The 22,204-nt window shown below is 47.0% G+C and carries 16 protein-coding genes; 10 read left to right on the forward strand and 6 right to left on the reverse strand.

Annotation, left to right across the window (positions count from 1 at the left end; translation table 11 throughout):
• Positions 1 to 217: 217 nt before the first annotated feature.
• The 5 genes from ACZ5V1_RS15830 to ACZ5V1_RS15850 all read left to right on the forward strand — a co-directional run bounded on the left by ACZ5V1_RS15830 (position 218) and on the right by ACZ5V1_RS15850 (position 4,005).
• Positions 218 to 1,576 carry a DUF4340 domain-containing protein gene (locus ACZ5V1_RS15830; protein WP_464389665.1) on the forward strand — a complete coding sequence of 453 codons (1,359 nt, stop codon included), beginning with the start codon at positions 218 to 220 and terminating at the stop codon, positions 1,574 to 1,576.
• 51 nt (positions 1,577 to 1,627) lie between these two features.
• A complete protein-coding gene (rpoZ, locus tag ACZ5V1_RS15835; RefSeq protein WP_160713149.1) occupies positions 1,628 to 1,852 on the forward strand; it encodes a DNA-directed RNA polymerase subunit omega in 225 nt (74 codons plus the stop codon).
• A 5-nt stretch (positions 1,853 to 1,857) separates the two neighbouring features.
• Complete coding sequence (gene dnaJ, locus ACZ5V1_RS15840) at positions 1,858 to 2,979, forward strand: molecular chaperone DnaJ (protein WP_464389666.1); 1,122 nt, start codon at positions 1,858 to 1,860, stop codon at positions 2,977 to 2,979.
• Complete coding sequence (gene moaC / locus ACZ5V1_RS15845) at positions 2,979 to 3,461, forward strand: cyclic pyranopterin monophosphate synthase MoaC (protein ID WP_373792865.1); 483 nt, start codon at positions 2,979 to 2,981, stop codon at positions 3,459 to 3,461. Before dnaJ ends, moaC begins: the two co-directional genes overlap by 1 nt.
• Positions 3,462 to 3,615: 154 nt before the next feature.
• The gene (locus ACZ5V1_RS15850; protein WP_464389667.1) at positions 3,616 to 4,005 is read left to right on the forward strand and encodes a Fur family transcriptional regulator; all 390 of its coding nucleotides are present in this window, start codon (positions 3,616 to 3,618) and stop codon (positions 4,003 to 4,005) included.
• Positions 4,006 to 4,549: 544 nt separating this feature from the next.
• Here the strand turns inward: ACZ5V1_RS15850 and ACZ5V1_RS15855 are convergent.
• Entirely contained in the window at positions 4,550 to 5,080 is a 531-nt protein-coding gene (locus ACZ5V1_RS15855; protein ID WP_464389668.1) for an acyl-CoA thioesterase, read from the reverse strand.
• A gap of 515 nt (positions 5,081 to 5,595) precedes the next feature.
• Between ACZ5V1_RS15855 and ACZ5V1_RS15860 the strand changes: the two genes are divergently transcribed.
• The 3 genes from ACZ5V1_RS15860 to aspS all read left to right on the forward strand — a co-directional run bounded on the left by ACZ5V1_RS15860 (position 5,596) and on the right by aspS (position 9,731).
• On the forward strand, positions 5,596 to 6,387 hold the full coding sequence (locus tag ACZ5V1_RS15860; RefSeq protein WP_464389669.1) for a class I SAM-dependent methyltransferase: 792 nt from the start codon (positions 5,596 to 5,598) through the stop codon (positions 6,385 to 6,387).
• A 136-nt stretch (positions 6,388 to 6,523) separates the two neighbouring features.
• Entirely contained in the window at positions 6,524 to 7,762 is a 1,239-nt protein-coding gene (gene hisS / locus ACZ5V1_RS15865) for a histidine--tRNA ligase (RefSeq protein ID WP_464389670.1), read from the forward strand.
• 139 nt (positions 7,763 to 7,901) lie between these two features.
• Positions 7,902 to 9,731 carry an aspartate--tRNA ligase gene (gene aspS, locus ACZ5V1_RS15870; RefSeq protein WP_464389671.1) on the forward strand — a complete coding sequence of 610 codons (1,830 nt, stop codon included), beginning with the start codon at positions 7,902 to 7,904 and terminating at the stop codon, positions 9,729 to 9,731.
• Between the two features lie 196 nt (positions 9,732 to 9,927).
• Here aspS and ACZ5V1_RS15875 read toward each other — a convergent pair whose 3' ends face one another.
• The 4 genes from ACZ5V1_RS15875 to ACZ5V1_RS15890 all read right to left on the reverse strand — a co-directional run bounded on the left by ACZ5V1_RS15875 (position 9,928) and on the right by ACZ5V1_RS15890 (position 14,487).
• Complete coding sequence (locus ACZ5V1_RS15875; protein ID WP_464389672.1) at positions 9,928 to 10,419, reverse strand: cytochrome P460 family protein; 492 nt, start codon at positions 10,417 to 10,419, stop codon at positions 9,928 to 9,930.
• Between the two features lie 131 nt (positions 10,420 to 10,550).
• Positions 10,551 to 11,741 carry an oxygen-binding di-iron domain-containing protein gene (locus tag ACZ5V1_RS15880; protein ID WP_464389673.1) on the reverse strand — a complete coding sequence of 397 codons (1,191 nt, stop codon included), beginning with the start codon at positions 11,739 to 11,741 and terminating at the stop codon, positions 10,551 to 10,553.
• A gap of 589 nt (positions 11,742 to 12,330) precedes the next feature.
• Positions 12,331 to 13,620: a phosphopyruvate hydratase gene (gene eno, locus ACZ5V1_RS15885; RefSeq protein WP_464389674.1), complete on the reverse strand. Its 1,290-nt coding sequence runs from the start codon at positions 13,618 to 13,620 to the stop codon at positions 12,331 to 12,333.
• Between the two features lie 78 nt (positions 13,621 to 13,698).
• Positions 13,699 to 14,487, reverse strand: a complete 789-nt coding sequence (locus ACZ5V1_RS15890; RefSeq protein ID WP_464389675.1) for a type III pantothenate kinase — start codon at positions 14,485 to 14,487, stop codon at positions 13,699 to 13,701.
• A gap of 438 nt (positions 14,488 to 14,925) precedes the next feature.
• Here ACZ5V1_RS15890 and ACZ5V1_RS15895 point away from each other — a divergent pair, with 438 nt between their 5' ends.
• Positions 14,926 to 15,987 carry a hypothetical protein gene (locus ACZ5V1_RS15895; RefSeq protein ID WP_464389676.1) on the forward strand — a complete coding sequence of 354 codons (1,062 nt, stop codon included), beginning with the start codon at positions 14,926 to 14,928 and terminating at the stop codon, positions 15,985 to 15,987.
• Between the two features lies 1 nt (position 15,988).
• Entirely contained in the window at positions 15,989 to 18,622 is a 2,634-nt protein-coding gene (locus tag ACZ5V1_RS15900) for a cytochrome ubiquinol oxidase subunit I (RefSeq protein WP_464389677.1), read from the forward strand.
• A 428-nt stretch (positions 18,623 to 19,050) separates the two neighbouring features.
• On the opposite strand, the gene ACZ5V1_RS15905 is transcribed toward ACZ5V1_RS15900, so the two are convergent.
• Positions 19,051 to 22,014 (reverse strand): DEAD/DEAH box helicase, encoded by a 2,964-nt coding sequence (locus ACZ5V1_RS15905; RefSeq protein ID WP_464389678.1) that lies wholly within the window; start codon positions 22,012 to 22,014, stop codon positions 19,051 to 19,053.
• Positions 22,015 to 22,204: the final 190 nt, after the last annotated feature.

The following is a 22,204-nucleotide window of genomic DNA, read 5'->3' on the forward strand; positions in this document are numbered from 1 at the left end:
ATTTGCGTGTAACTGTCGGATAGTTGGCGTAATAATTAAAAGGAGCTGTAATGGCGGGCAAGTATCTTGAATGAGTAAAAGATGCGATGATATATTGACAGACATTATACTGCGAAGTATACTGCAAAGCTTGCCGGATGGTCTGCGTTTTTTTTATTGCTAAGTTCAGCAGGATGCCCCTGCAAACGCAGACAAGCTTATTTTTCTGATGATGGCGATGGCGTCAAACGTTATCATTAATTACACCGTTGACCGGTTGGTTATGAAAAGAACACTACTAGTAGCAATTGCTCTGCTCCTCCTTTCTGCCGGAGTCGTAGCAGGAGTACAAGAATATCAGCGCACTAATTCGTCGCGCGTGAGCAATGCTTCTTGGTTTACACAACCCTCTAAGGTTGTAGAGAAGATTGATCTAATAAATAACAGCGGCCATTTTTCTTTTATACGGGAAAAAGGACGCTGGTTTGTTTTGTTTAATGAAAAAAAATGTCTTGCCCGACAAGATGTTATCGAAAATTTATTCACGAAACTACGTGAAATGCCTCCACAAAATTGTGCTGAGGTAGAGCCTAAAAAGATCCTCGATTACCGTCTGGACAACCCGAAAATTCGGATTACTTTATCCGGAAAAGAACTTTGGCATCTCGGGGTTGGACGCGCGGCTGTTAGTGGCGAAGTCTTTTATGCCCGTAAAGGGAACGGTCAGGTCTGCATGATAACTCCGGAAGTTGTTACTTTGCTCGACCAGCCTGTTGCTACTTTTATTGATTCCCGACTGATTGCTGTTCCTTCAAGCCAGATTACTAAAATCCGGATGCAGGGCGAAAGCACAGGAACGTGGGAAATTGACCGTTCTGATGATGGATTTACCTTTTCGTATCCTGAAGCTCTTGTGAAGCATGCGGTAAATCAGAATTCAGCAGAGCTGTTTATTCATACGCTCGTAAATGGCGGTGCTTCCTGCGAATCTGCTGGGGCGCTGCTGGGAGCTGTGGCCGATTTTTCTATTTCTGTATGGCAAGAAGGTGACTCCGACCCTACCACGCTCGTTATTTTTAAGCGTGATATGGAAAAAGGAGTGTACAAAGCAAAGGACAGCCGTCAGCCTGATCCTGTAGAACTTTCACCGGAACTGGTAGCACAGTTGAAAGTTACTGCCTTTGCCTTGCAGGAAAAGCCTATTTTTGACGTAAATGTCGGCGAGGCGGTTAAGCAGAAGCTTGGCCGAATCGATGGCAAACAAGTACGAAATATTACCATCACGAAGACGACGGAAGGCTGGGTTGATGACCTGACTAACCAGGAACTTACAGGGATGGATTTGTTTATTTGGCGACTTGGAGAGATGCAGTATCAAAGCTTGCCGGTTCGTAACAGACCGGAGAGTGCACTGTTGTCACTGAGTTGGAATATTTATGCAGCGGAAGGCGTTCCGCTTGTAGAATTGTATTTCTATACCGACCCCGAACTTCCAGAAGGAGTTTGCTGGGTACGGTTGCAAAGGGAAAGCGTGTGGTACCCAGTGTCGAGCCAGTTGTTGCGCGACCTGCGGGCACGTCTTCCTTTTAATCAGTAACATTTTTGTTGAAAAAACGGCGTAGCCGCATTCATACATAAGGAGTCCTCAATGGCCCGCATTACAGTAGAAGACTGTCAGGAACGTGTAGATAACCGTTTTCTTCTTGTTCAGATGGCAATTAAACGTGTCCATCAGTTCCGTGAAGGCTACGAGCCTCTCGTTGATAGCAAGAACAAAGAAGTTGTAACTGCTCTTCGTGAAATCGCTGCAGGTAAAGTGCTTGCAACCGGTATTGACATGAAGATTGGTTACGAACAGGACGACGCTGAATAGTTCCTATGAGCCAGAGAGATTATTACGAGGTTCTCGGGGTTTCCCGATCATCCTCTGCAGACGAAATCAAACGTGCTTATCGTAAAAAAGCTATGGAATTTCATCCTGATAGAAATCCGGACAATCCAGAAGCTGAACAGAAATTTAAAGAAGCCTCTCAGGCTTACGAAGTTCTGCATGACGACGAAAAGCGCGGCCGTTATGACCAATTTGGTCATGCTGGCGTTGATGGCAACGGTTTTGGCGGCTTCAATAACGCAGAAGACATCTTCGGTTCTTTCGGAGATATCTTTGGTGACTTCTTCGGCTTCAACATGGGTGGCGGCTCTCGCGGTCCTCGTGCTCAGGCTGGAGCAGACTTGCGTTACAACCTGACTGTTTCGTTCCGTCAGGCTGCACATGGTGATGAAGTAACGCTGAAGATTCCTAAAAACGTTTTTTGTGACGAGTGTGACGGTACCGGTGCAGCACCGGGGTCTTCCGTAGAAACATGTAGTCACTGTCACGGTTCCGGTCAGGTTCGCCAGAGTCAGGGACCTTTCTCTATTTCCCGACCATGTCCGGTATGTAGCGGCTCAGGACAGATTATTCCTAATCCTTGTCCTAAATGTCGTGGCGTCGGAATTGTTAAGGAAACAAAAGAACTTCAGGTAAAAGTTCCTGCTGGTGTTGATACTGGTAACCGTCTGCGCTTACGTGCAGAAGGTGAACCGGGCGTTCACGGTGGCCCTCCGGGTGACCTGTACGTTGTTCTCACCGTTGAAGAAGATAAAACTTTTGAGCGTCAGGGCCAGCACCTGATTCTCAGCAGAGAAATTACTTTTGTTCAGGCTGCACTTGGCGACAAGGTAGAAATACCTACATTGGACGAGCCGATCACTATGGATATTCCGAAAGGAACCCAGAGTGGTGAAGTGTTCCGCATGAAGGGGTATGGCTTGCCAAACCTCGGTTACGGCGCACCTCAGGGTGATTTGATGGTGGAAGTCATCGTAAGAACCCCTACTAAGCTCTCTAAACGTCAGGAAGAACTGCTTCAGGAGTTCGCTGATCTTGAAGAAGAAAAGCCATTCTCCAAAGTTAAAAAAATGTTCAAAAAAGCCGGAAAAGCAATGGGAGTTGATTAATGGACGAGAAGAGTTTTTCCCACATGGACTCAGACGGTTCCATCACTATGGTGGATGTTGGCGATAAAGACGACACCCGCCGGACCGCAATTGTCCGGACTGTGGTTGAAGTCTCTTCTGCGACCCTTGATTTACTTCTTCGTGAGGCGTTGCCAAAAGGCGATGTGCTCACAACTGCTAAGGTTGCCGGTATTCAGGCTGCCAAACGCACTTGGGAATTAATTCCTTTGTGCCATCCGCTTTTTTTGAGCTACGTTGACGTACGTTTTGAAATCGACGAAGCACACAATGCCATTAAAATTGAAGCTGAAGCCCGCACCACGTCTCAGACTGGTGTAGAGATGGAAGCTCTTATGGCTGCGCAGACAGCTGCCATGACAATTTATGACATGTGCAAAGCTGTGCAAAAAGATATTATCATCCGCGATTGCCGTCTTGTTTACAAGGCCGGAGGCAAGAGTGGTGTGTTTCAGGCCGATTAATTGTACTGGACACAGGACAAAGAGTTAAAGCCCTTGCAGCGATGCAAGGGCTTTTTCTTTATATATCGCCATTGTAAATAATACAGCAATGGATGTTGACATAATATTGATAAGTCGATAGTAAAAACTATTACTATTAACAGGGGGTGCACATATGGCTGTACAGACACGTATGACCAAGCAGCGCAAAGTTATTTTAGAAGAGCTCTGCAAGGTTATTACCCATCCAACAGCAGATGAAGTGTACGACATGGTCAGACAGCGGTTGCCGCGCATTAGTCTGGGCACAGTGTATCGTAACCTTGATGTGCTTGCGGAGAGCGGAGATATTCTCAAGCTCGAACACGCAGGATCACAGAAACGGTTTGACGGTAATACAAATCCTCATGCTCATGTTCGTTGCAGCATTTGTGGTAAAGTAGGCGACGTGATGGACGTAGAGTACATCGCTTCTGCTGAGGGTGCTATTGCTCCCGGTTTTACTATTCATGCAGCATACATTGAGTTTGATGGTGTATGTGACGCTTGCCAGACTCACAATTAGTGCACATTCCGCGGGGTAGATGAGGAATCATCTACCCTTTTTCTGTGCATTGATTACAAAAAAACGAACAATGAGGTTAACTCATTTGTTCGTTTTTTTATGCTCGCTGTTTTATGCTATCTTAACGGTAAATTAAGTAAGTTAGCTGTAAGCTGCAAGTAATGTTTCTTTGTTACATTGTCTGTGAATTTTTCTCGTAATGATTGCCGAATGGTGTCATCTAATGAGCAACCAAATTACCTTTTTAAATAAATGAGAAAAAATATAAATGGTAAAGAAAGAAGGATGCCAGTCGATTAGAAATAATTGGGGGCAATGGGTAATAAGCGATAGAAGGGGGATTCTGTATTTTGTGCATTTTCATGTTCTGCAGGGTAGGGGTCTGCTGAATCTGGGTACAGATGCACAAAATAGCGTAGCTTATATAACCCAAAGCCCCCTTAACAAGACGGCGATTTTGTCTTGCTAACAATGTGTGAATTTTTATTGAGATGTCGGAAAATTGCGCAGGCAATGTAATCTTCCGTAAATTGTATTCGAAAATTTAATATAGCTCTTCAGGGCTGTAAACGGAGCTTTGTTCCATTTCTTCCTGAGTTTGCTGTTCTCGCTGGCGTTCGGCTTGCCGGGCTGCGCGGCGTAACCGTGCTTCTTGTAGCCTTCGTTCTTGTGTGTGCGACTCAACCACAAGCGGCGGAATGGTAGTAGCCTTTTTCTCTGCATTCATGGCAACAAAGGTAAGATACGCAGAAGCCACGTGCCTGATTTTTCCAGTAAACAAGTCTTCAGACTCGACACGCACACCAACCTCCATAGACTTTGAGCCTACAAAGTTAAGGCTGGATTTGAGCATCATAAGCTCACCAACGTGGACGGGCGCCTTAAATTCCATACGATCAATCGAAGCTGTGACAACAGAGCATCCTCTGGCATGGCGCATGGCGCATACAGCACCCGCCAAATCAATATGCTTAAGGATTACACCGCCGTGAACATTACCCGCGGCATTGGTGTCACCCGGTAGTGCGCGGTGTGTCATAAATGTTTCACTGCTGGCTACGCTTCGTCCTTTCATATAGTCTTCCTTACCTGAAATAGTTGGGGGTCTATATCATTCTTTGCGCTTGTCGCAACACATCTACCTAATATCTTTTTATTTTCTAAATGCTGTCATAATGTTGAACTATAAAATATGCAAGAAATTCTGCAACGACGGTGTGTAACTCCTCCTATTATCTTTATCTAGTCACATGTTCAAGGGAACGATATGTTTCGGTTACACGTAGTAGTAAAAAAATGTTGTATGGTGTGTTTTTGCTTTATGTTGGTTTTAATCAGTGCATAAAAGTAGTCATATTGCGGGCTTCAATTGGCCATACGGAGAGTTCAAGCCGCTCATAGTGCTATGTTTTGCTCTGAAAACTGTAAAAAAGTGTAGTATTATTATATTTGATATAACGATCAGATGTAGTTACTTACTAATGGTACAGTGAATACTTGAGTATTGTTTTTATGAGATCTGTGAAGTAGGTATAGTACAGGTATGGCTAACATATATGTATGATGTTCTTAGTTAAAAGGTACTCAATAATGACCATTTGGACTAATGAAAATATTGTAGAAGAATATAGGCAGTGGGTTGAATCTCCCGCAGGCTCTTTGGCTTTGCAGTCAAAAATGCGGCTCATTGTTGATCTCATTTCCGGATGGCCTCGCCGTGGGCGTCGCTTTCTTGAGGTTGGTTGCGCTACCGGATTGATGACAGAAATGTTTTATCATGCAGGGTTTGATGTGACCGGTCTGGATTGCTCACCACTTATGCTTACCGAAGCCCAAGAGCTTTTAGGAAGACGGGCTGAGTTCTTTTTGGGCAGGGCTGAACATCTTCCGTTTGACGATAATCAATTTGATTACGTAGGCGTCGGCTCAGTACTGGAATTTGTGGATGATCCGGAAGCTGTTCTTGCTGAAGCGCTTAGGGTTGCTTCCTGTGGTGTTGTGGTAACTGTTTATTCTAAATGGTCATTGTATTATTTGTTGCGCAATCGTTCCGCTTCTGGATGTGTGAAGCACAGGCGTTGGTTGAGTCCTTTTGCCGTAGATAAAATGCTTCGCGGATTGGTTGATATGGGTGAAATGACCCGTCGTTCTACTTTGCTCGGTCCTGTTTCCACATGGAAAGAAACTCCTTTGTGTGGCTGGGTTAACTCCAGAATTATGCCGTACGGGCTTGGTGCTCTTTCCGGAATTTGTATCGATAAAAATGATACAAAAATGACTATCCCTCTCAAGATTGAAAAACGCAGGGCAAAACCTGCTATTTTGAATGCTTGTCGCACAAACCTTGCCGCGAGAAATCCAACTTCTACTTTTGACAAATAGGCAACTTTAGACTACCCAAAGCTGTTTCGGCACAATATTGTCGATACAGCTTTTTTTTTGTGCGAACAGCACCTCTTGTTTGCTACGGTTTTGTGTTGTAGCACATGGAAAAAAATACAATTTTTTAGGAACGGGCATGAGTAAAGTAAAAAGAATTAAAGGTTTTGCGGATATGTTCTCTCCGGAGAGCGATACCTTTACCTTTATGGAAACTGTTGCACGCGATGTTTTTAGTAGCTTTGGCTATAAAGAACTGCGTACGCCAATTATTGAGCGTACTGAGCTGTTCAAACGAACCATTGGCGATGATACAGACGTAGTACAGAAAGAAATGTACACTTTTGATGACCGCAAAGGTCGTTCTCTTACTATGCGTCCGGAAGCTACCGCCGGTGTTATGCGTGCGTACATTGAAGGTAATGTGAACGCATCTGAGCAGATTTCAAAGCTTTTCACCTTCGGTCCAATGTTCCGGTACGAACGTCCACAGAAAGGACGTATGCGCCAGTTCCATCAAATCAACTGTGAGTGCCTTGGCCCTGACGAGCCGCATGCGGATGCAGAAGTAATCCTCATGCTCATGACCTTCCTTACAAAGATCGGTCTTAAAGAGCTTGAACTCGAGGTTAACTCCCTTGGTTGTCGTGAGTGTCGTCCTAAATACAACGAAGCGCTGCGCACCTTCCTTGCGAATCTTAATAAAGAAGAGCTTTGCGAAGACTGCCGCCGTCGTATGGACACCAACCCGCTTCGCGTACTCGACTGTAAAGTTCCTGCCTGTAAGGCATTAACTGAGAACGCTCCGACAATTATTGAACACACCTGTGACACCTGTCGTACGCACCACAACAAAGTGCTTTCTACGTTACGTGCCGCTGATGTGACATTTATACAGAACGACCGCCTTGTTCGCGGTCTTGATTACTACAACCGTACCACTTTTGAAGTTGTGTCCAACGCTATCGGCTCCCAGAGCTCTGTAGCGGGTGGTGGCCGTTACGACGGACTCATCAAACAGCTTGGTGGCGCAGATGTTCCCGGTATCGGCTTTGCATGCGGTATGGAACGTCTTGCTCTCATGCTTGGCGAACGAGAAGTGGAACAGCCTGATTTCTACATTGCTATTCTCGATGAGAATGGCCTTGAAGACGGCCTTATGCTTGCGCAGTCCTTGCGTCTGGCAGGCAAGAAAGGTGATGTAAGCTTTGCTTCTAAATCAATGAAAGCTCAGATGCGTCAGGCTGGTAAAAAAGGTGCTCGCAAAGCCCTTATCCTTGGCGGAGAAGAGCTTGCAGCTAAGACTGTTGTAGTGAAAGATATGGAAACCGGTGAGCAGATCACAGTTTCTCAATCTGAACTTATTGAGCATATCTAATATAATCAGATGCAGTAAATAACGGACGGCACATAATGGTGCCGTTCGATTTTTTCCGCAGTCTGATAACACCATTCGTGTTGAACCCTAACCTTTGGACAGCGCAGCTGTCTTTAATGCATTTTTAAAGGAAACGAGAATGAGCGATCAAAATCTGGATATTCAGCAGGACCATCAGCAGTACATAGAGCCTCTTAATGGATGGGTTCGCACCCATAATTGCTGCGAGCTGAATGCCAATAATATCGGCTCTGAAGTATGCCTGATGGGTTGGGTGCAGTTCCGTCGCGATCATGGTGGCCTGATTTTTATCGACCTCCGTGACCGTAGAGGTCTTACTCAGGTAGTTTTCAGTCCGGACGTGAACGCAGAAGCTCACAAGCTTGCGCACATTCTGCGTACTGAATACGTTGTTGCTATTAAAGGTGAAGTTCGTCATCGCCCTGAAGGCATGACCAACACCAGCATGGTAACAGGCGAAGTTGAAATCTATGTAACTGATTGGAAATTGCTTAACACTGCTAAAACCACTCCGTTTCAGATTGAAGACCGTGTAGACGCATCCGAGAACCTTCGTCTCGAATACCGTTACCTTGACCTTCGTCGCCCTAAGCTTGCAAACAACTTTATCATTCGTAACCGCGCTGCTCAGGCAATCCGCCGTTACCTCGACGAACTGGATTTCCTCGAAGTGGAAACTCCGTTCCTTACTAAATCTACTCCTGAAGGCGCACGTGACTTCCTCGTACCGAGCCGTGTGAATCAGGGTGAATTTTACGCGCTTCCACAGTCTCCGCAGATTTTTAAACAGCTGCTCATGACTGCGGGCATGGATCGTTACTACCAAATCGTTCGTTGTTTCCGTGACGAAGATCTTCGTGCTGATCGCCAGCCTGAATTTACACAGGTTGATATCGAAATGAGCTTTGCTGACGAAGTACAGGTTCAGACCATGGCTGAAGGTCTTGTTGGGCGTGTGTTTAAAGAATGTCTCGATGTTGATGTTCCAAGCACATTCCCGCGTATGACTTACGATCAGGCAATTGAAGATTACGGTCTTGATAAGCCGGACACCCGTTTTGATCTGCGCCTTAAAAACGTAAGCCACGTTGTAAAAGACTCCACCTTCCGTCTTTTCTCAACCGCAGAGCTTATTAAAGCAATGCGCATCCCGGGTGGTGCTGTTCTTTCCCGTAAGGAAATTGACCAGTACACTGACTTCGTAAAAATTTACGGTGCTCAGGGTCTTGCTTGGATCAAAATTAAAGAAGGCGAATGGCAGTCCCCGATTGCTAAATTCCTTTCCGATGACGAACGCAAAGGTCTTACCGAAGAACTCGGTCTTGAAGTTGGCGATATCGTATTCTTCCAGGCTGGCGCTGCTGACATGGTTAACAACGCTCTTGGTAACCTGCGTGTTGAAGTTGCAAAACGCTTCGAACTTATTCCAGAGAACACCTACAACTTCTTGTGGGTAACTGACTTCCCTCTCTTCGAATACGATGCAGACGAAAAACGCTATGTAGCTTGTCACCACCCGTTCACCTCCGCTCAGGATGGCGAAGAGAACGTAATGGTAACAGACCCTGCTAACGCAAAAGCACGTGCGTACGACCTCGTACTTAACGGCTGCGAAGTAGGCGGCGGTTCTATTCGTATGCATAACCGTCAGCGTCAGGAAGAAATGTTCTCCGCGCTCGGTTTCTCTAAAGAAGAAGCAGAAGAGCAGTTCGGTTTCCTTATGGAAGCATTTGAGTACGGCGCACCACCTCATGGCGGCATCGCTTTTGGTCTTGATCGTCTCGTTATGATTCTGACCAACTCAGCGTCTATCCGCGACGTTATTGCTTTCCCTAAAACTCAGAAAGCAACTTGCATGCTTACCAACGCACCGTCTGCTGTTTCTAACAACCAGCTGCGTGACTTAAGCTTGCGTTTGCGTGAGATTAAAAAAGAAGCTGCTGAATAGCAGAACAGAGTTTGCCCGCGTTTAGCAGGCACAAGATAGAAAAATAAAAAGGCAGGAGCGTAGTGATGCATCTACGCTTCTGCCTTTTTGTTTACTGTGTCGATCTACGCCACAGCAAACGAGGAGTTTGCACTGCTCCGATGGGGGGATGGAGCAGTTTCAACGGAATGAAGGAGAGAGGTGTTCGTTTGCGTTATCACCATTGGTGAATGAACGTATAGTCATCAAACGCCATGCTTACGTGACATTCTACACATCGTTTGATTTTACCTTCCTCAATAACGGTTCCGTCCGGCTCATACTCAACCCAAAACCAATTTCCAGCGGAAGGGGCGTAGTTTTTGCGTTTTTGCATGAGGTTTATGGTAAGGAGTGTTTTTCCGTCTTTATCAAAGTTTTCCATTATGACAATGGAACCTTCTTCTGCTTGGTAAACTGATTCTTCGGCAATTCTATTTGGATAAATTTGAATTCGAGGTCCGTGGGGTGGTGCGGCGTCTTTCATGCCGACTACATCGTCAAACTGGTCCCATTTTTTATAGGGATCAGTGATATTAATGTATTGCCAGATTTCGGCTGCACTAGTCATCGGAGGCAAAGGACCTTTAGCAGGTTGCAACAATGTTGAACATGCGGTGAACAGGCACAGGAAGCAGATGAAGCAAGCAAAAATAATCCATTGTTTCATGACAATCCTCCGACGTCGTCGAATAATCTAGATGTGATATAGCTCATTCAGAATGCAATGTGTCTTATTACTTGTTGATTTTTGTCTTATATTTATTATATACTGCCCGATCCTTTTATAATGCGATTCGGTTAGAATGTTGCAGAAGCAAAATCGACCCCAAATTGCAGTGCGTTTGCGCGTTCATCAGTATCCATTCTCCAATGTACACGGAATCCTTCGTCCGTAGTCGTGAATCCTGCATCCACAAGCTGTGCAAGCATCTCTTTCGCTGCTTCACCGCTCCAGCCATACGATGTAAATGCACTCGCTTTTTTACCCATAAATTTAAGACCACGGAATTCTTCCAGAAGCGCAGACAGGCTTGATAACGGCCCTTTGTTGAATGTCGGCGATCCCATCAAAACAGCTTTAGAGCGAAAAACTTCTGTCAGTATGTCGTTCTTATCCGCCTTGGCAGCATGAAAGAGCTTAACCTGCGTAGCAGGGCTGTGTTGCAATATTCCGCGAGCAATCGTTTCTGCGATTACTTTTGTAGAGTTGTACATTGAGTCGTAGATGATAGTTATCTGATCTTCCTGATACGCGTCACACCATTGCAGGTATTGTTCTATGATCTGTTCAGGATTTTTCCGCCACAGGATACCGTGGCTTGTTGCAATCAACTCAACAGGCAATGCAGTAGCGAGAAAGTCCAGAATACGATTTTTTATGATCGGGCTGAACGGGGTGAGGATATTGGCGAAGTATTTAATAGCTTCTTCATACAGGGTGCACTGATCCGCTAAATCGTTAAACAACAATTCATGCGCGTAGTGCTGCCCAAACGCATCGTTAGAAAAGAGAATATTCTTACCGGAAAGGTGCGTCATCATTGAGTCTGGCCAGTGCACCATAGGGATAGGCTGGAAGGTAAGGGTGTTCTTCCCGAGGCTCAGCGTGTCGCCAGCGCTCACAGGTTGGAAATTCCAGTCCTGATGATAGTGTCCCGGAAGCGACATAGTGGCTTGTTTGGTGCAATAAATCGGCGTGTCGGGGATAAGTTTCATTAAGGCCGGTAACGCGCCGCTATGGTCTGGTTCTGCGTGATTACAGATGATGTAATCTATCTTGTCTAAGTCGATCTCCAGCTGGAGGTTGGCGACAAATTCATCAGCATAAGGTTCCCACACTGTATCCACTAACGCGGTCTTCTCATCTTCAATGAGATACGCATTATATGATGTGCCCTTATGCGTGGAATATTCCTTCCCGTGCGCAGTCCGGATTTCCCAGTCAATTTTGCCAACCCATGAAACACCATCAACTACTTTTTTACGCATGATCTCTCCTGCTTATATTCAATTGCAAGTGAGTGTAGCACGGTTGCAGACTGGGTTATTTGATATTTGCCGCTGGTGGGGTTGAAGCTTTTTTTGTCTCTGACAGGTCTTCGATGAGTCTCCAGCGGGTTTTCGATGTGCCTCCGGCGGCTCTCCGAGGGGTCTCCGACGGGCAAGGGCGCTGCCCTGCACCCGCAAGGGGGACGCCCCCTTGACCGCGATTTTGTTGCGATGGTCATTTTATGAATAAAGTTTTCACGCGGCTTAATCCCACTGACTTGAACGATGTACGAGCATAGTTCTAACTTACTAGAAAAATCTCCCCTTAGTGATTCGAGTAAGTGGCAATTAAGCCGCGTGAGAACGTAATAAACGAGTACGCATCGCATAATAAAAGTTTTAGGAAAGGGGTCTGGGGGAGAACCCTTTTCCAAAAGGGTTTCCCCCAGCCGCCGGAGGCAAAAAAACAGCTGCTTAAAAGCGTCGCAGACCTGCCGGAGGCTCATCGAAGACTTATTCAAATTAAGAATAAAAAAAAGCCGGAACGCAGTGCGTTCCGGCTTTGATGCTGTGCTGTTCGGAGCGAGGATTAGTCGCTGAGACCGAAGTGAGCTGCCATGAATGGACCGAAGAAGATGCCATCGTCGTCGAGGTCTTCTTCGATGCGGAGGAGCTGGTTGTATTTAGCGAGACGGTCGGAGCGGGAGAGGGAGCCGGTTTTAATCTGACCAGCGTTAACTGCCACAGCGAGGTCTGCGATAAAGCTATCTTCAGTTTCACCGGAGCGGTGAGAAATAACTGTAGAGTAAGCAGCGCCTTTAGCCATTTCGATGGTGTCGAGGGTTTCGGTAAGCGTACCAATCTGGTTAAGTTTAATCAGAATGGAGTTAGCGCAACCTTCTTCGATACCTTCAGCAAGAATTTCAGGGTTGGTTACGAAGATGTCGTCACCAACGATCTGGGTGGAAGGAAGACGATCTGTAAGAAGCTTCCAGCCTTCCCAATCCTGTTCTGCAAGGCCATCTTCAATGGAGATGAGCGGGTATTTTTCAGTAAATGCTGCGAGCCATTCAACCAATTCTTCAGAAGTAAGGGTTTTGTTCTCGCCAGCAAGAACGTACTTGCCGTCTTTGTAGAATTCAGAAGCAGCAGCGTCGATGGCAAGAGCAATTTCTTTACCAGGAACGTAGCCAGCAGCTTCGATAGCTTTCATGATGTAGTCAAAAGCTTCTGCATGGCTTTCGAGGTTAGGTGCAAAGCCACCTTCGTCACCAACGGAAGTAACGTGACCGTCGTTGGAGAGAAGTTTTTTCAGTGCGTGGAATACTTCTGCGCCCATGCGGAGTGCTTCGGCAAAAGTAGGAGCACCGATCGGCATGATCATGAATTCCTGAATATCAAGGTTGTTTGGTGCATGTTCGCCACCGTTGATGATGTTCATCATTGGTACTGGAAGCACTTTAGCGTTGATACCACCGAGGTACTGGTACAAAGGCTGGCCGAGGAAGCTAGCGGATGCACGTGCAACTGCGAGAGAAACACCGAGCATTGCGTTAGCGCCGAGGCGTTCTTTGTTTTCAGTGCCGTCGAGTTCGAGAAGGATGTTGTCGATGTTAACCTGACGGGTTGCGTCGAGGCCGATAATGCCTTCAGCAATTTCGCCCATTACGTTGTTAACAGCGGTTTCAACACCTTTGCCGAGGTAACGGTTCATGTCACCGTCACGCAGTTCAAGCGCTTCACGGGTGCCGGTGGATGCGCCGGATGGAACTGCAGCGCGGCCGGAGTGACCGGATTCGAGGGAAACTTCAACTTCGATGGTAGGATTGCCGCGGGAATCCAAAATCTCTCTTGCCCAAACGGAAACAATAGTACTCATTCTATAACTCCTTGTAGTCCGACCGATTTGGCCGTTCTTTTCTGACAAATAGTATAAAAACGATGGTGACTCGGCTCGTTACCGAATGCCACTTTCCAAATATAACAACCGCAGACCTTCCATAAGAAGATCGGAACGGACGTGATCAAAACATGATGTAACGCGTGCAATGTCTTTAGCGAAGCCGCCGGTTGCAACAACCTGCAAAGGGCCTTCAAGCGTATGTGAAAGACGTTCGCACAGTCCTTCTGTCATTGCCGCAAAACCGAAAATAAAGCCGTGATTAATACTGGTGGATGTGCTGCGACCAAAAACAGGCATGTCGCTGTGCACTTCCAGGCTGATCTGTGGAAGTTTGGCAGTATTGCTGGCCAGCGCAGAGGCGGCAGACTTAACGCCGGGACATATCAGGCCGCCAAGATAGGCGTTGTCCTGCACGCAGTCAAAGGTAGTTGCAGTACCAAAATCTACAGAAACAATAGAGCGGGCATCTGGATACAGCTTGCGGGCAGCGTATGCACCCACGAGACGATCCGCGCCGACCTGTTCAGGTCGTGTGTACCGATTTTCCAAAGGAATTGGAATATCTTCCGGCGCAAGCAAGAGCCTTTGGTTAAGGTATCGCTTGACGGCATTGCGGATAATCGGGTTCATATCCGGTACAACGGAACTACCAATACATGCCGTAATTTCGTCGGGAGAAATAGACATGTGGGAGAGGACGTCTACAATGCGAAACCCGATAGAATCCGAAGTCTGGTGCGGGTCTGTGGGTAAGACATATGTTGTAGCGAGATCTTCTCTTTGTGTAATACCAATTTTAATATTGGTATTACCAATATCGAATAATAGAACAGTGTTAGTCATATTTCCTCTGGTTGAATCTCAACGCCTGAGCATGCAATCTAGAGCTTTTGAACATCTATTGGGCAAAATATAAAATATTTTTGCCATTTATAACAGACTCGCTACCGGCATTTTGTATTCGGATTTCATCCGAATACAGACAATACATAGTAGTATACAGTGTGGTATCTACATATTATTAGAAACCGCGCAAAACACACACACGGAATAAAGAGCCATGCGGTGTTTTGTTGGCAAAAGTGCTGTGTGGTTTTCAGGCCACCGCATTGCTGTTTATACATGGTCTTGCCATGCACTCTACTGCGCCAACGACTTGTGCTGTAGCGGCACGTACCCCCTTTGATAGAATAAAACAAGAGAACAAAAAAGAGAAAAAACAAATAAAGCTGCATGAAACAGTTTACAATGTTCCTGTAGCGCATTTTGTAAGGAGATTTAATGCAAGCTGCTGCTCTCATTCCTGCTCCAGATGCCATCCCAATTGCTGCTGGCTGGTTGGAAGGACTTCTGATTATTACTTTCGCTTTGCACATTCTTCTCGTGAATACAGTTCTTGGTGGAGCTATTGTCTGCTCAGTACGTAGCGTTGTAGGCAAAAACAGCCTTTCTATCAAAAGAGTCTCCAAAGTATTGCCTTCGCTTTTTGCGCTTGCTGTGAACTTAGGAGTCGCTCCTCTCTTATTTATTCAGATGCTGTACGGTCAATACATGTACACAAGCTCTATTTTGATGGCTGTGTACTGGCTAAGCGTCGTTTTCTTGGCGATCATCGCGTATTATGCACTCTATGTTTTTGCCGGACGGTACGGCGGACATTCTAAATTTTCCTTATCTATTTTTCTAAGCAGTGCTGCCATGCTGTGTATTGGGCTTGTGATGTCAAATAATATGACGCTCATGCTCCGTCCCGACGTGTGGTCAGCGTATTTCGCATCTCCCGGCGGCACGATCCTTAATTTTGATGATCCGACTATGGGATTGCGGTATCTGCATGTTGTGGTTGCTTCTATTGCCGTGGGCGGACTGGTGCTAGCCTTGGTTGCTCGTTATAAAATTGCACAAGAATCTCCAGAACTGGCTGTTCAAGAAGAACGGTTAGGGCTGAATATTTTCCTTTTTGCTTCTCTGGTACAGATACTCGTCGGTGTAACTTTGTATTTTGCCCTGCCTGAGCACGTACATGCGCTCTTTTCCGGCGGGTCTGAATTTTATACAGGCTCCCTGCTCATAGGGCTGTCCTTTGTTGCCATGCTACTATTTCAGGCTGCTGCCCGAAACTTGTATGGAACCATCACAACACTTGTATTCACCGTGCTGGTGATGGCAGGCTTGAGGGCTCTTATCCGCAAAGCCATGCTTGATCCATACGGTGGAATAGCGGCTCTTCCTGTTCAGGCTGAGTATTCTCCCTTCCTGATGTTCATCATCTCTCTTACGTTCGGGCTTGTTGCCATTGCGTACATGATCAAACTTGCAATGCGTAGCAACGAGGAAGCATAGTATGGAATATCCAGTCTGGTGGCTCCCATCTTTTTCAGGCGGCTTTATGATCGCCTGCATGGCAGTTTTTCACGTTTTCATTGCGCATTTCGCTGTTGGCGGCGGTTTTTTCCTCGTACTGACAGAGCGCAAAGGGTATGCGGAAAATAACCCGAAGATTGTCGAGTACGTTAAACGTCATACAAAATTTTTCCTTCTGCTCACAATGGTAGCAGGTGGCATGACCGGTGTGGGGATATGGTTCACCATTGGACTGCTTTCGCCTGCCGCAACATCTGTGCTGGTGCATAGATTCGGTTTCGGCTGGGCAACAGAGTGGGTTTTCTTCCTTTGTGAAGTCGTTTCGCTGCTTATCTACCATTATCGTTTTGGCAAAATGTCCCGCCGGGATCATCAGATTATTGGTTGGTTTTACGCGCTGTTCGCATTTCTTTCTTTGTTTGTAGTCAACGGCATCATCACAATGATGCTCACTCCGGGGAAATGGCTCGAAACACAATCGTTCTGGGATGGCTTTTGGAATCCAACATTCTGGCCTTCTCTTTCATTGCGTTTCGCTATCTGCCTTATGCTTGCAGGGCTTTTTGCCTTGGTGACTGCGTATCGTCTTAAAGATGAAGAAATACGCGAACAGATGATTCGCTATGCCGTCCGGTTTGTAGCATTTCCGTTCGCACTCCTCTGCGCGAGTGCTGTCTGGTACATAATGGCGCTTCCAGAAGCACAATTCACCATGATTCTAACTAAATCTGCACAGACTCCGCAGTTGGTAAAAGTCTTCTTGCCGCTCTCAGCCGTGCTGCTCGCCGGAGTTCTTACCTTTGCCTACATAACACCGCAGTCTGTGCGTCCTGCGCTTCTCGCTGTGCTTCTTGTTATCGGTATCGGGCAAATTGGTACCTTTGAGTGGATTCGTGAAGCAGGGCGTCGCCCGTACATTATTCACGGGTACATGTGGTCAAACTCTGTGCATGTTGATCTGACGGATGAAATTCGTGAAAACGGCATGCTGGCTTATGCAAAATGGATTGATACCAAAGAAATAACCGACGAAAATTTACTTAAAGCTGGTGAAGAGCTCTACAGAGTTCAGTGTATGAGTTGTCATAGCCTAAATGGGCCAATGCTTGCGACAGAAACAGGTGCAGCAGGGCTAACACGCGAAGGTTTAATTGCTCAGTTTAACGGGCAAGGTAAGTTGCGTGAATTTATGCCTCCGTTTCTCGGTAACGACGCCGAGAGAAAGGCTGTTTCTGCATACATTGCCTTTATTCTGGACAAACCTCTTGAAGAAGCACCGGCCAAACTGCCGCATGAAGAAGATGTTGCCTTACCTGCATTTAATCCAGAGGACGCAGAGTATGTTCTTATAGCATGGGCAACAGAGGGTATGAACACCATATCCGACAACTATTCTAAATTTACCATGCAGATACCCGGTTCAACCATTCGTGCGCAATTGTTCCTGCGTGACGACATTCCGGAAATAGTAACTGAAGACGTGACCCTGACGTACAGAATCGAGAAAGACTTTTCTACGCCATCCGAGCACGTAACATTCTGGAAGTACGCCAAGGAGCTTACAGGAAAGGATTTACCGCCGGACACAGGAACCTGCGAAACCAATCTCATAGGCACCTTTAAGGTCGATGAGGAAAACAGAGCATTTGTCGCCTGTTCTCTGCCAATATTCCCGTACTCAAATGATGGAACCGTGAACCCATATCCGTTGCTAACAGTGGAAGCGCGGACTTCAGATGGCAAACTTCTTGCCGTTACCAAGGTCGCCGTGCCTATCTCAACAGAATGGGGTTGTCGTAATTGCCACGATGGAGCGTGGCGCGTAGCTGATACCGCAGGGATTTCCAATAAAACTGCGGACAACATTCTTGCAGCGCATGACAAAATTAATGGAACCAGCCTCGCAGAAAAAAGTGAACGAGGCACGCCGCCTAAGTGTCAATCTTGTCACGAGTCCACCCGCACAGGCGATGCCGGTAAAAAACAGATTCTCGGGTTCTCAGCAGCCATCCACGGTTGGCACGCAAACTACCTCGCAGAGCGTGACGATATTACATGCGAGAGCTGTCATCCAGCCGCACACAATACCGATACGCAGGGCATGCGCGGGTTACACGTGGATCGAGATATTACCTGCACAAACTGCCACGGAACAATCGAAGATCATGCGCTAGGGTTACTCAAAGCAGAAGATCAAAAAGGCAAGCCTCGGGCAAAGCTGCTCATGGCGAATCTTATTCCGCGAGCATCAGCGACCCTCGATGAAGTACAGCCACGCGAAGCATGGCAAAATCAGCCCGATTGCAGCGCATGCCATACATTCTTTGAGTCACCGGACAGCGATGCATCAGCCGCCAACCAATGGACAGAGGACGCGCAAAGTCTTTTCAAAAACAGAAAAGACGATCTGGAAGCCGTTATGTGCCAAGCATGCCACGGCACAGCGCACGCTCTCTATCCAGCAGACAACGGATACGGCGAGTCGCGAAACAACATCGCGCCAATGCAGTACCAAAAGTTCGCAGCGCCGCTCGGTGCCGAGGACAATTGTGTGTGTCACACAATGGAAATGAGCATGTACGATTCTGCGCATCATCCGATTGTTGAGAAGTAGTAGAGTGGGAGAGTTGTTTTTTTTGCCTCCGGCGGCCTAAGAACCTTTCTGTAGAAAGGTTCTTAGGAATCTCCAAAGACTTTTATTATGCGAAAAAAGCTCGTTGCTGAATTTCTCACGCGGCTTAATGCCACTTACTTGAATAACAAAAGAAGGGCTGTCCTAAATAATTAGGGCAGCCCTTCTCTATTTTGTGAAAGGTAGTGAGGCGTAAGCCGCGAGGCTACATAAACAATAAGCCCACCTCGCAAATAAAAGTTTTTGGAGAGTCCAGAGAAGCCTTTTTTCAAAGCGGTAGCTGTTCTCGAGGAATGAGAGATTACAGATAGCGACAGTGTAACAAGGTTCTCTGGCCGCCGGAGGCTCGTCGAAGACCCGCCAGAGGCAAGCCCCGCAGGGTTGCTTCACCCTGTCGCGACAAGTACCTACTACCAAGCAATTGGTATGCGGACTTTTTGTTTCGCCTTGTTGGTAAAGAGCAGATACCCGTGCTCCTTGCCGTAGAGGTATATGTCGCGCGTTATGCGTACATCAGCCTCGCAGTAGGTTGCGATTTCCTCGATTTTTCCTTCTTTCCACCATTTGAGTGCTTGAAGCCCGTCGGCAGACTTGGGTGCATTGAGTGTCGCTGACCCGAGGTTGTCGAGAGATACACGGTAGTTTAGCCGCTTGCGAATTTCGTCGAGCAAATCAAGCGTTGGCAAGGACTGTAGATTGTAGTCGGCGTAAGCTGAAAGCACTTTGTAATCGAAACGGATGATGTTGAATCCGATGATGCAGTCGTAGTCTTTAAGATGCTCGAGCAGCTCGGGCATGTCCTCTTCCATGTAATGGATAAATTTGTCTTCTTTGGAATCGTAGAGCACGGCGACGGATACTCGCATGAGCTCTGCACGGTTCCATCCGCCGACTTCTTGCGCTGAACGCTGCGTTTCGATGTCGAGTACAGCGTAGCGGGCGGGAGTTGTTATGTCGCGCGGTTCGGTTTGAGTTTTTGAATTTGAAGTTTGTGCTGGTGTTATGGTGTTTCCAGCTTCGGCTGTGAGCACTTTGGGCGCGATACGCGAAGGTGGTGCTAGTGGCTGTGGCAATGGCTCCACTTCAAAAATTTCGTCTGCTGGCGGGGTGAAGAATCCCTTTGCCATGTCTTCGAGAAGGAAAATGCTTCCAACTTTATCTATTGGTCGGTTACCGGAGCCACATTTGGGAGAATGTACACAGCTTGGACAGCCGAGTTCACAGCCACAGTCACGAACAGCAGCAAGAGTTCGTTCAAAAATTTCATGCGCCATGGTGAATGCGTGCCGTGTTAACCCTGCACCGCCTTCCATTCCGTCGTAAACAAACACTGCTGGCTTACCTACCTGTGCATGCATGGGGGTTGAAATGCCGCCGAGATCGTTGCGGTCTGTGAGCACGAGAATCGGTAAGATTCCGATCATTGCGTGTTCTAGCGCGTGGATTGATCCCATAAAATGTAGAAATTCGTTTTCAACGTTACGCTGAACGCCAAGTGGTACTTCAAACCAGATACCTTCTGTTTCAAATACCAGCGGTGGAAGCTCTAGCGGAGTGATGCCGAGGAGCTTGCCGCCTTGTACGCTTCGTTTTTCGAACCCGCTGATGATTTCCGTAACGCGCAGCTTGCCGAAGCATAAGCGTGTTCCCCATACGAGCGTCTGGTCAATGACTTCTAAAATTTCTGTGCTCTTGTTGCAGCGGGTGCGTGTGTAATAGTTTACACGACCTTGTTTCGCTTTGGCTGTGCGGGTTCCAAAGTCGAGCTCAGTTATCGACCACGTTTGGCCTTTATGTAGATAAACTGCGCCGGGGTGCGTTTCTTTGAACGCTTTAACGCCATCGACGCTACCGATGATGGTGCCGTCTTCAGACTCAATATGAAAATTGTTTCCAGCGCCGCGAAGATCAACATGCCTGTGCGGGCGTTTTTTTGCCGCAAAAATGGTTGTGCCTTCAGCATCCCGCAAAAGAAGGCCACACTGTTCTAATTCGTGCACGGCGGTCACTACTTCCGGTTCCCGCATCCATTCCTCAGAAGTTCGCAGAGTGAGTTCTGCTGCGGCACATTCAAGGTGACGTTTTAGGATCACGGGATTGTGCGGGTTTAAAACAGCACATTCCGGTGGACGGGAGAAAAATTCTTTAGGGTGCCGCATGAAGTATTGATCGAGCGCATCTTCGCCAGCCACAAGCATGACCGCGGATTCCTGATTTTTACGCCCAACTCGCCCACCACGCTGCATGGTCGACATAATGGAACCGGGGTAACCCACTAGAATACATAAATCGAGTGCGCCGATGTCGATTCCAAGCTCCAAGGCACTGGTGGAAATTACTGCGAGAAGTTCACCACTGGCCATTTTTTGTTCAACTTCCCGACGCTCTTCAGGCAGGAAGCCCGCACGGTAAGCGGAAATTCTGTCTTTGAACGCACCGGACTTTTGTCCGGCCCACATACTAATGAGTTCGGTCATCTTGCGTGATTGCGTGTACACAATCGTACGCATATTGCGCATCAATGCGGATTTGAGCAAAGAAATGGCGGCTGAAGAAGGACTCTGATGCGGGTCCATAAACACGAAATGGCGTTTACCTTGCGGCGCGCCGCTTTCAGTGATGACGGTAGGCGCAATGCCTGTAAGATTTTCACACAGTTCAGCAGGGTTTCCCACAGTTGCCGAGCAAAAGATAAAGGTCGGGGTAATTCCGTATTGTTTACATACGCGGAGCAATCTGCGGAAAAGCTGCGCCATATGAGAGCCCATAACGCCGCGATATGTGTGTACCTCATCCACAACAATAAATTGCAGGGACGCTAGAAATTCAATCCACTGTTCGTGATGCGGCAGAATAGAAAGGTGCAGCATCTCCGGATTCGTCATGAGTACGGTAGGTGGCTTTGTGCGAATTTTTTTGCGGAAATGTGGCGTAGTGTCGCCATCATAAATAGCAGCTTCCGGTCGAGCCTCTTTAGGCCAATGCGCGGTCAGGGATTTAAATGTTTTTAACTGATCCTGCGCTAATGCCTTTAAGGGGAAAAGATACAGTCCGCGTGCATCAGGGTCTTGTAAAAATCGCTCAATGACAGGCAGATTGTATACCAGGCTTTTGCCACTTGCTGTCGGCGTAGCCACGACAACGTGTCTGCCCGCTCGAATATGATCTGTTGCGAGAGTTTGATGCGCGTAAAGATACTTTATGCCCTGCATTGAGAGCATATCTTTAATTGCCTGCGCCCATGGGCGACGGTTTTCTGCGTATTGGGCATCAACATCAGGCATCACTTTATGAAACACTACCTGATCACCAAGACGCTCTGATTTGCGCAACGCGTCAACGTATTCCGCGACTATATCCTTATCCTCTTGCATAAGCCCGACCATGCTGTGCACCCTCTGTAAAGTCAATCTGCAAACTGTGAAATGGCATCAAAAAACAGTCAAACTATCTTTAGTGATACTTGAAAGATAAAAAATAGCTGTAACGGTCTGGTTTTCCGCTTATTTTCACTCCTCCTAAACATATAAGACAATGCTTGCAAAGCAAGGGTATTTCTTTTAG

The organism is Halodesulfovibrio oceani subsp. galateae (genome assembly GCF_055397225.1).

What these genes read in the sequence shown, in the direction of transcription:
- ACZ5V1_RS15830 (WP_464389665.1), top strand. Translation starts at nt 218, where the DNA reads ATGGCGTCAAACGTTATCATTAATTACACCGTTGACCGGTTGGTTATG.
- rpoZ (WP_160713149.1), top strand. Translation starts at nt 1,628, where the DNA reads ATGGCCCGCATTACAGTAGAAGACTGTCAGGAACGTGTAGATAACCGT.
- dnaJ (WP_464389666.1), top strand. Translation starts at nt 1,858, where the DNA reads ATGAGCCAGAGAGATTATTACGAGGTTCTCGGGGTTTCCCGATCATCC.
- moaC (WP_373792865.1), top strand. Translation starts at nt 2,979, where the DNA reads ATGGACGAGAAGAGTTTTTCCCACATGGACTCAGACGGTTCCATCACT.
- ACZ5V1_RS15850 (WP_464389667.1), top strand. Translation starts at nt 3,616, where the DNA reads ATGGCTGTACAGACACGTATGACCAAGCAGCGCAAAGTTATTTTAGAA.
- ACZ5V1_RS15855 (WP_464389668.1), bottom strand. Translation starts at nt 5,080, where the DNA reads ATGAAAGGACGAAGCGTAGCCAGCAGTGAAACATTTATGACACACCGC.
- ACZ5V1_RS15860 (WP_464389669.1), top strand. Translation starts at nt 5,596, where the DNA reads ATGACCATTTGGACTAATGAAAATATTGTAGAAGAATATAGGCAGTGG.
- hisS (WP_464389670.1), top strand. Translation starts at nt 6,524, where the DNA reads ATGAGTAAAGTAAAAAGAATTAAAGGTTTTGCGGATATGTTCTCTCCG.
- aspS (WP_464389671.1), top strand. Translation starts at nt 7,902, where the DNA reads ATGAGCGATCAAAATCTGGATATTCAGCAGGACCATCAGCAGTACATA.
- ACZ5V1_RS15875 (WP_464389672.1), bottom strand. Translation starts at nt 10,419, where the DNA reads ATGAAACAATGGATTATTTTTGCTTGCTTCATCTGCTTCCTGTGCCTG.
- ACZ5V1_RS15880 (WP_464389673.1), bottom strand. Translation starts at nt 11,741, where the DNA reads ATGCGTAAAAAAGTAGTTGATGGTGTTTCATGGGTTGGCAAAATTGAC.
- eno (WP_464389674.1), bottom strand. Translation starts at nt 13,620, where the DNA reads ATGAGTACTATTGTTTCCGTTTGGGCAAGAGAGATTTTGGATTCCCGC.
- ACZ5V1_RS15890 (WP_464389675.1), bottom strand. Translation starts at nt 14,487, where the DNA reads ATGACTAACACTGTTCTATTATTCGATATTGGTAATACCAATATTAAA.
- ACZ5V1_RS15895 (WP_464389676.1), top strand. Translation starts at nt 14,926, where the DNA reads ATGCAAGCTGCTGCTCTCATTCCTGCTCCAGATGCCATCCCAATTGCT.
- ACZ5V1_RS15900 (WP_464389677.1), top strand. Translation starts at nt 15,989, where the DNA reads ATGGAATATCCAGTCTGGTGGCTCCCATCTTTTTCAGGCGGCTTTATG.
- ACZ5V1_RS15905 (WP_464389678.1), bottom strand. Translation starts at nt 22,014, where the DNA reads ATGCAAGAGGATAAGGATATAGTCGCGGAATACGTTGACGCGTTGCGC.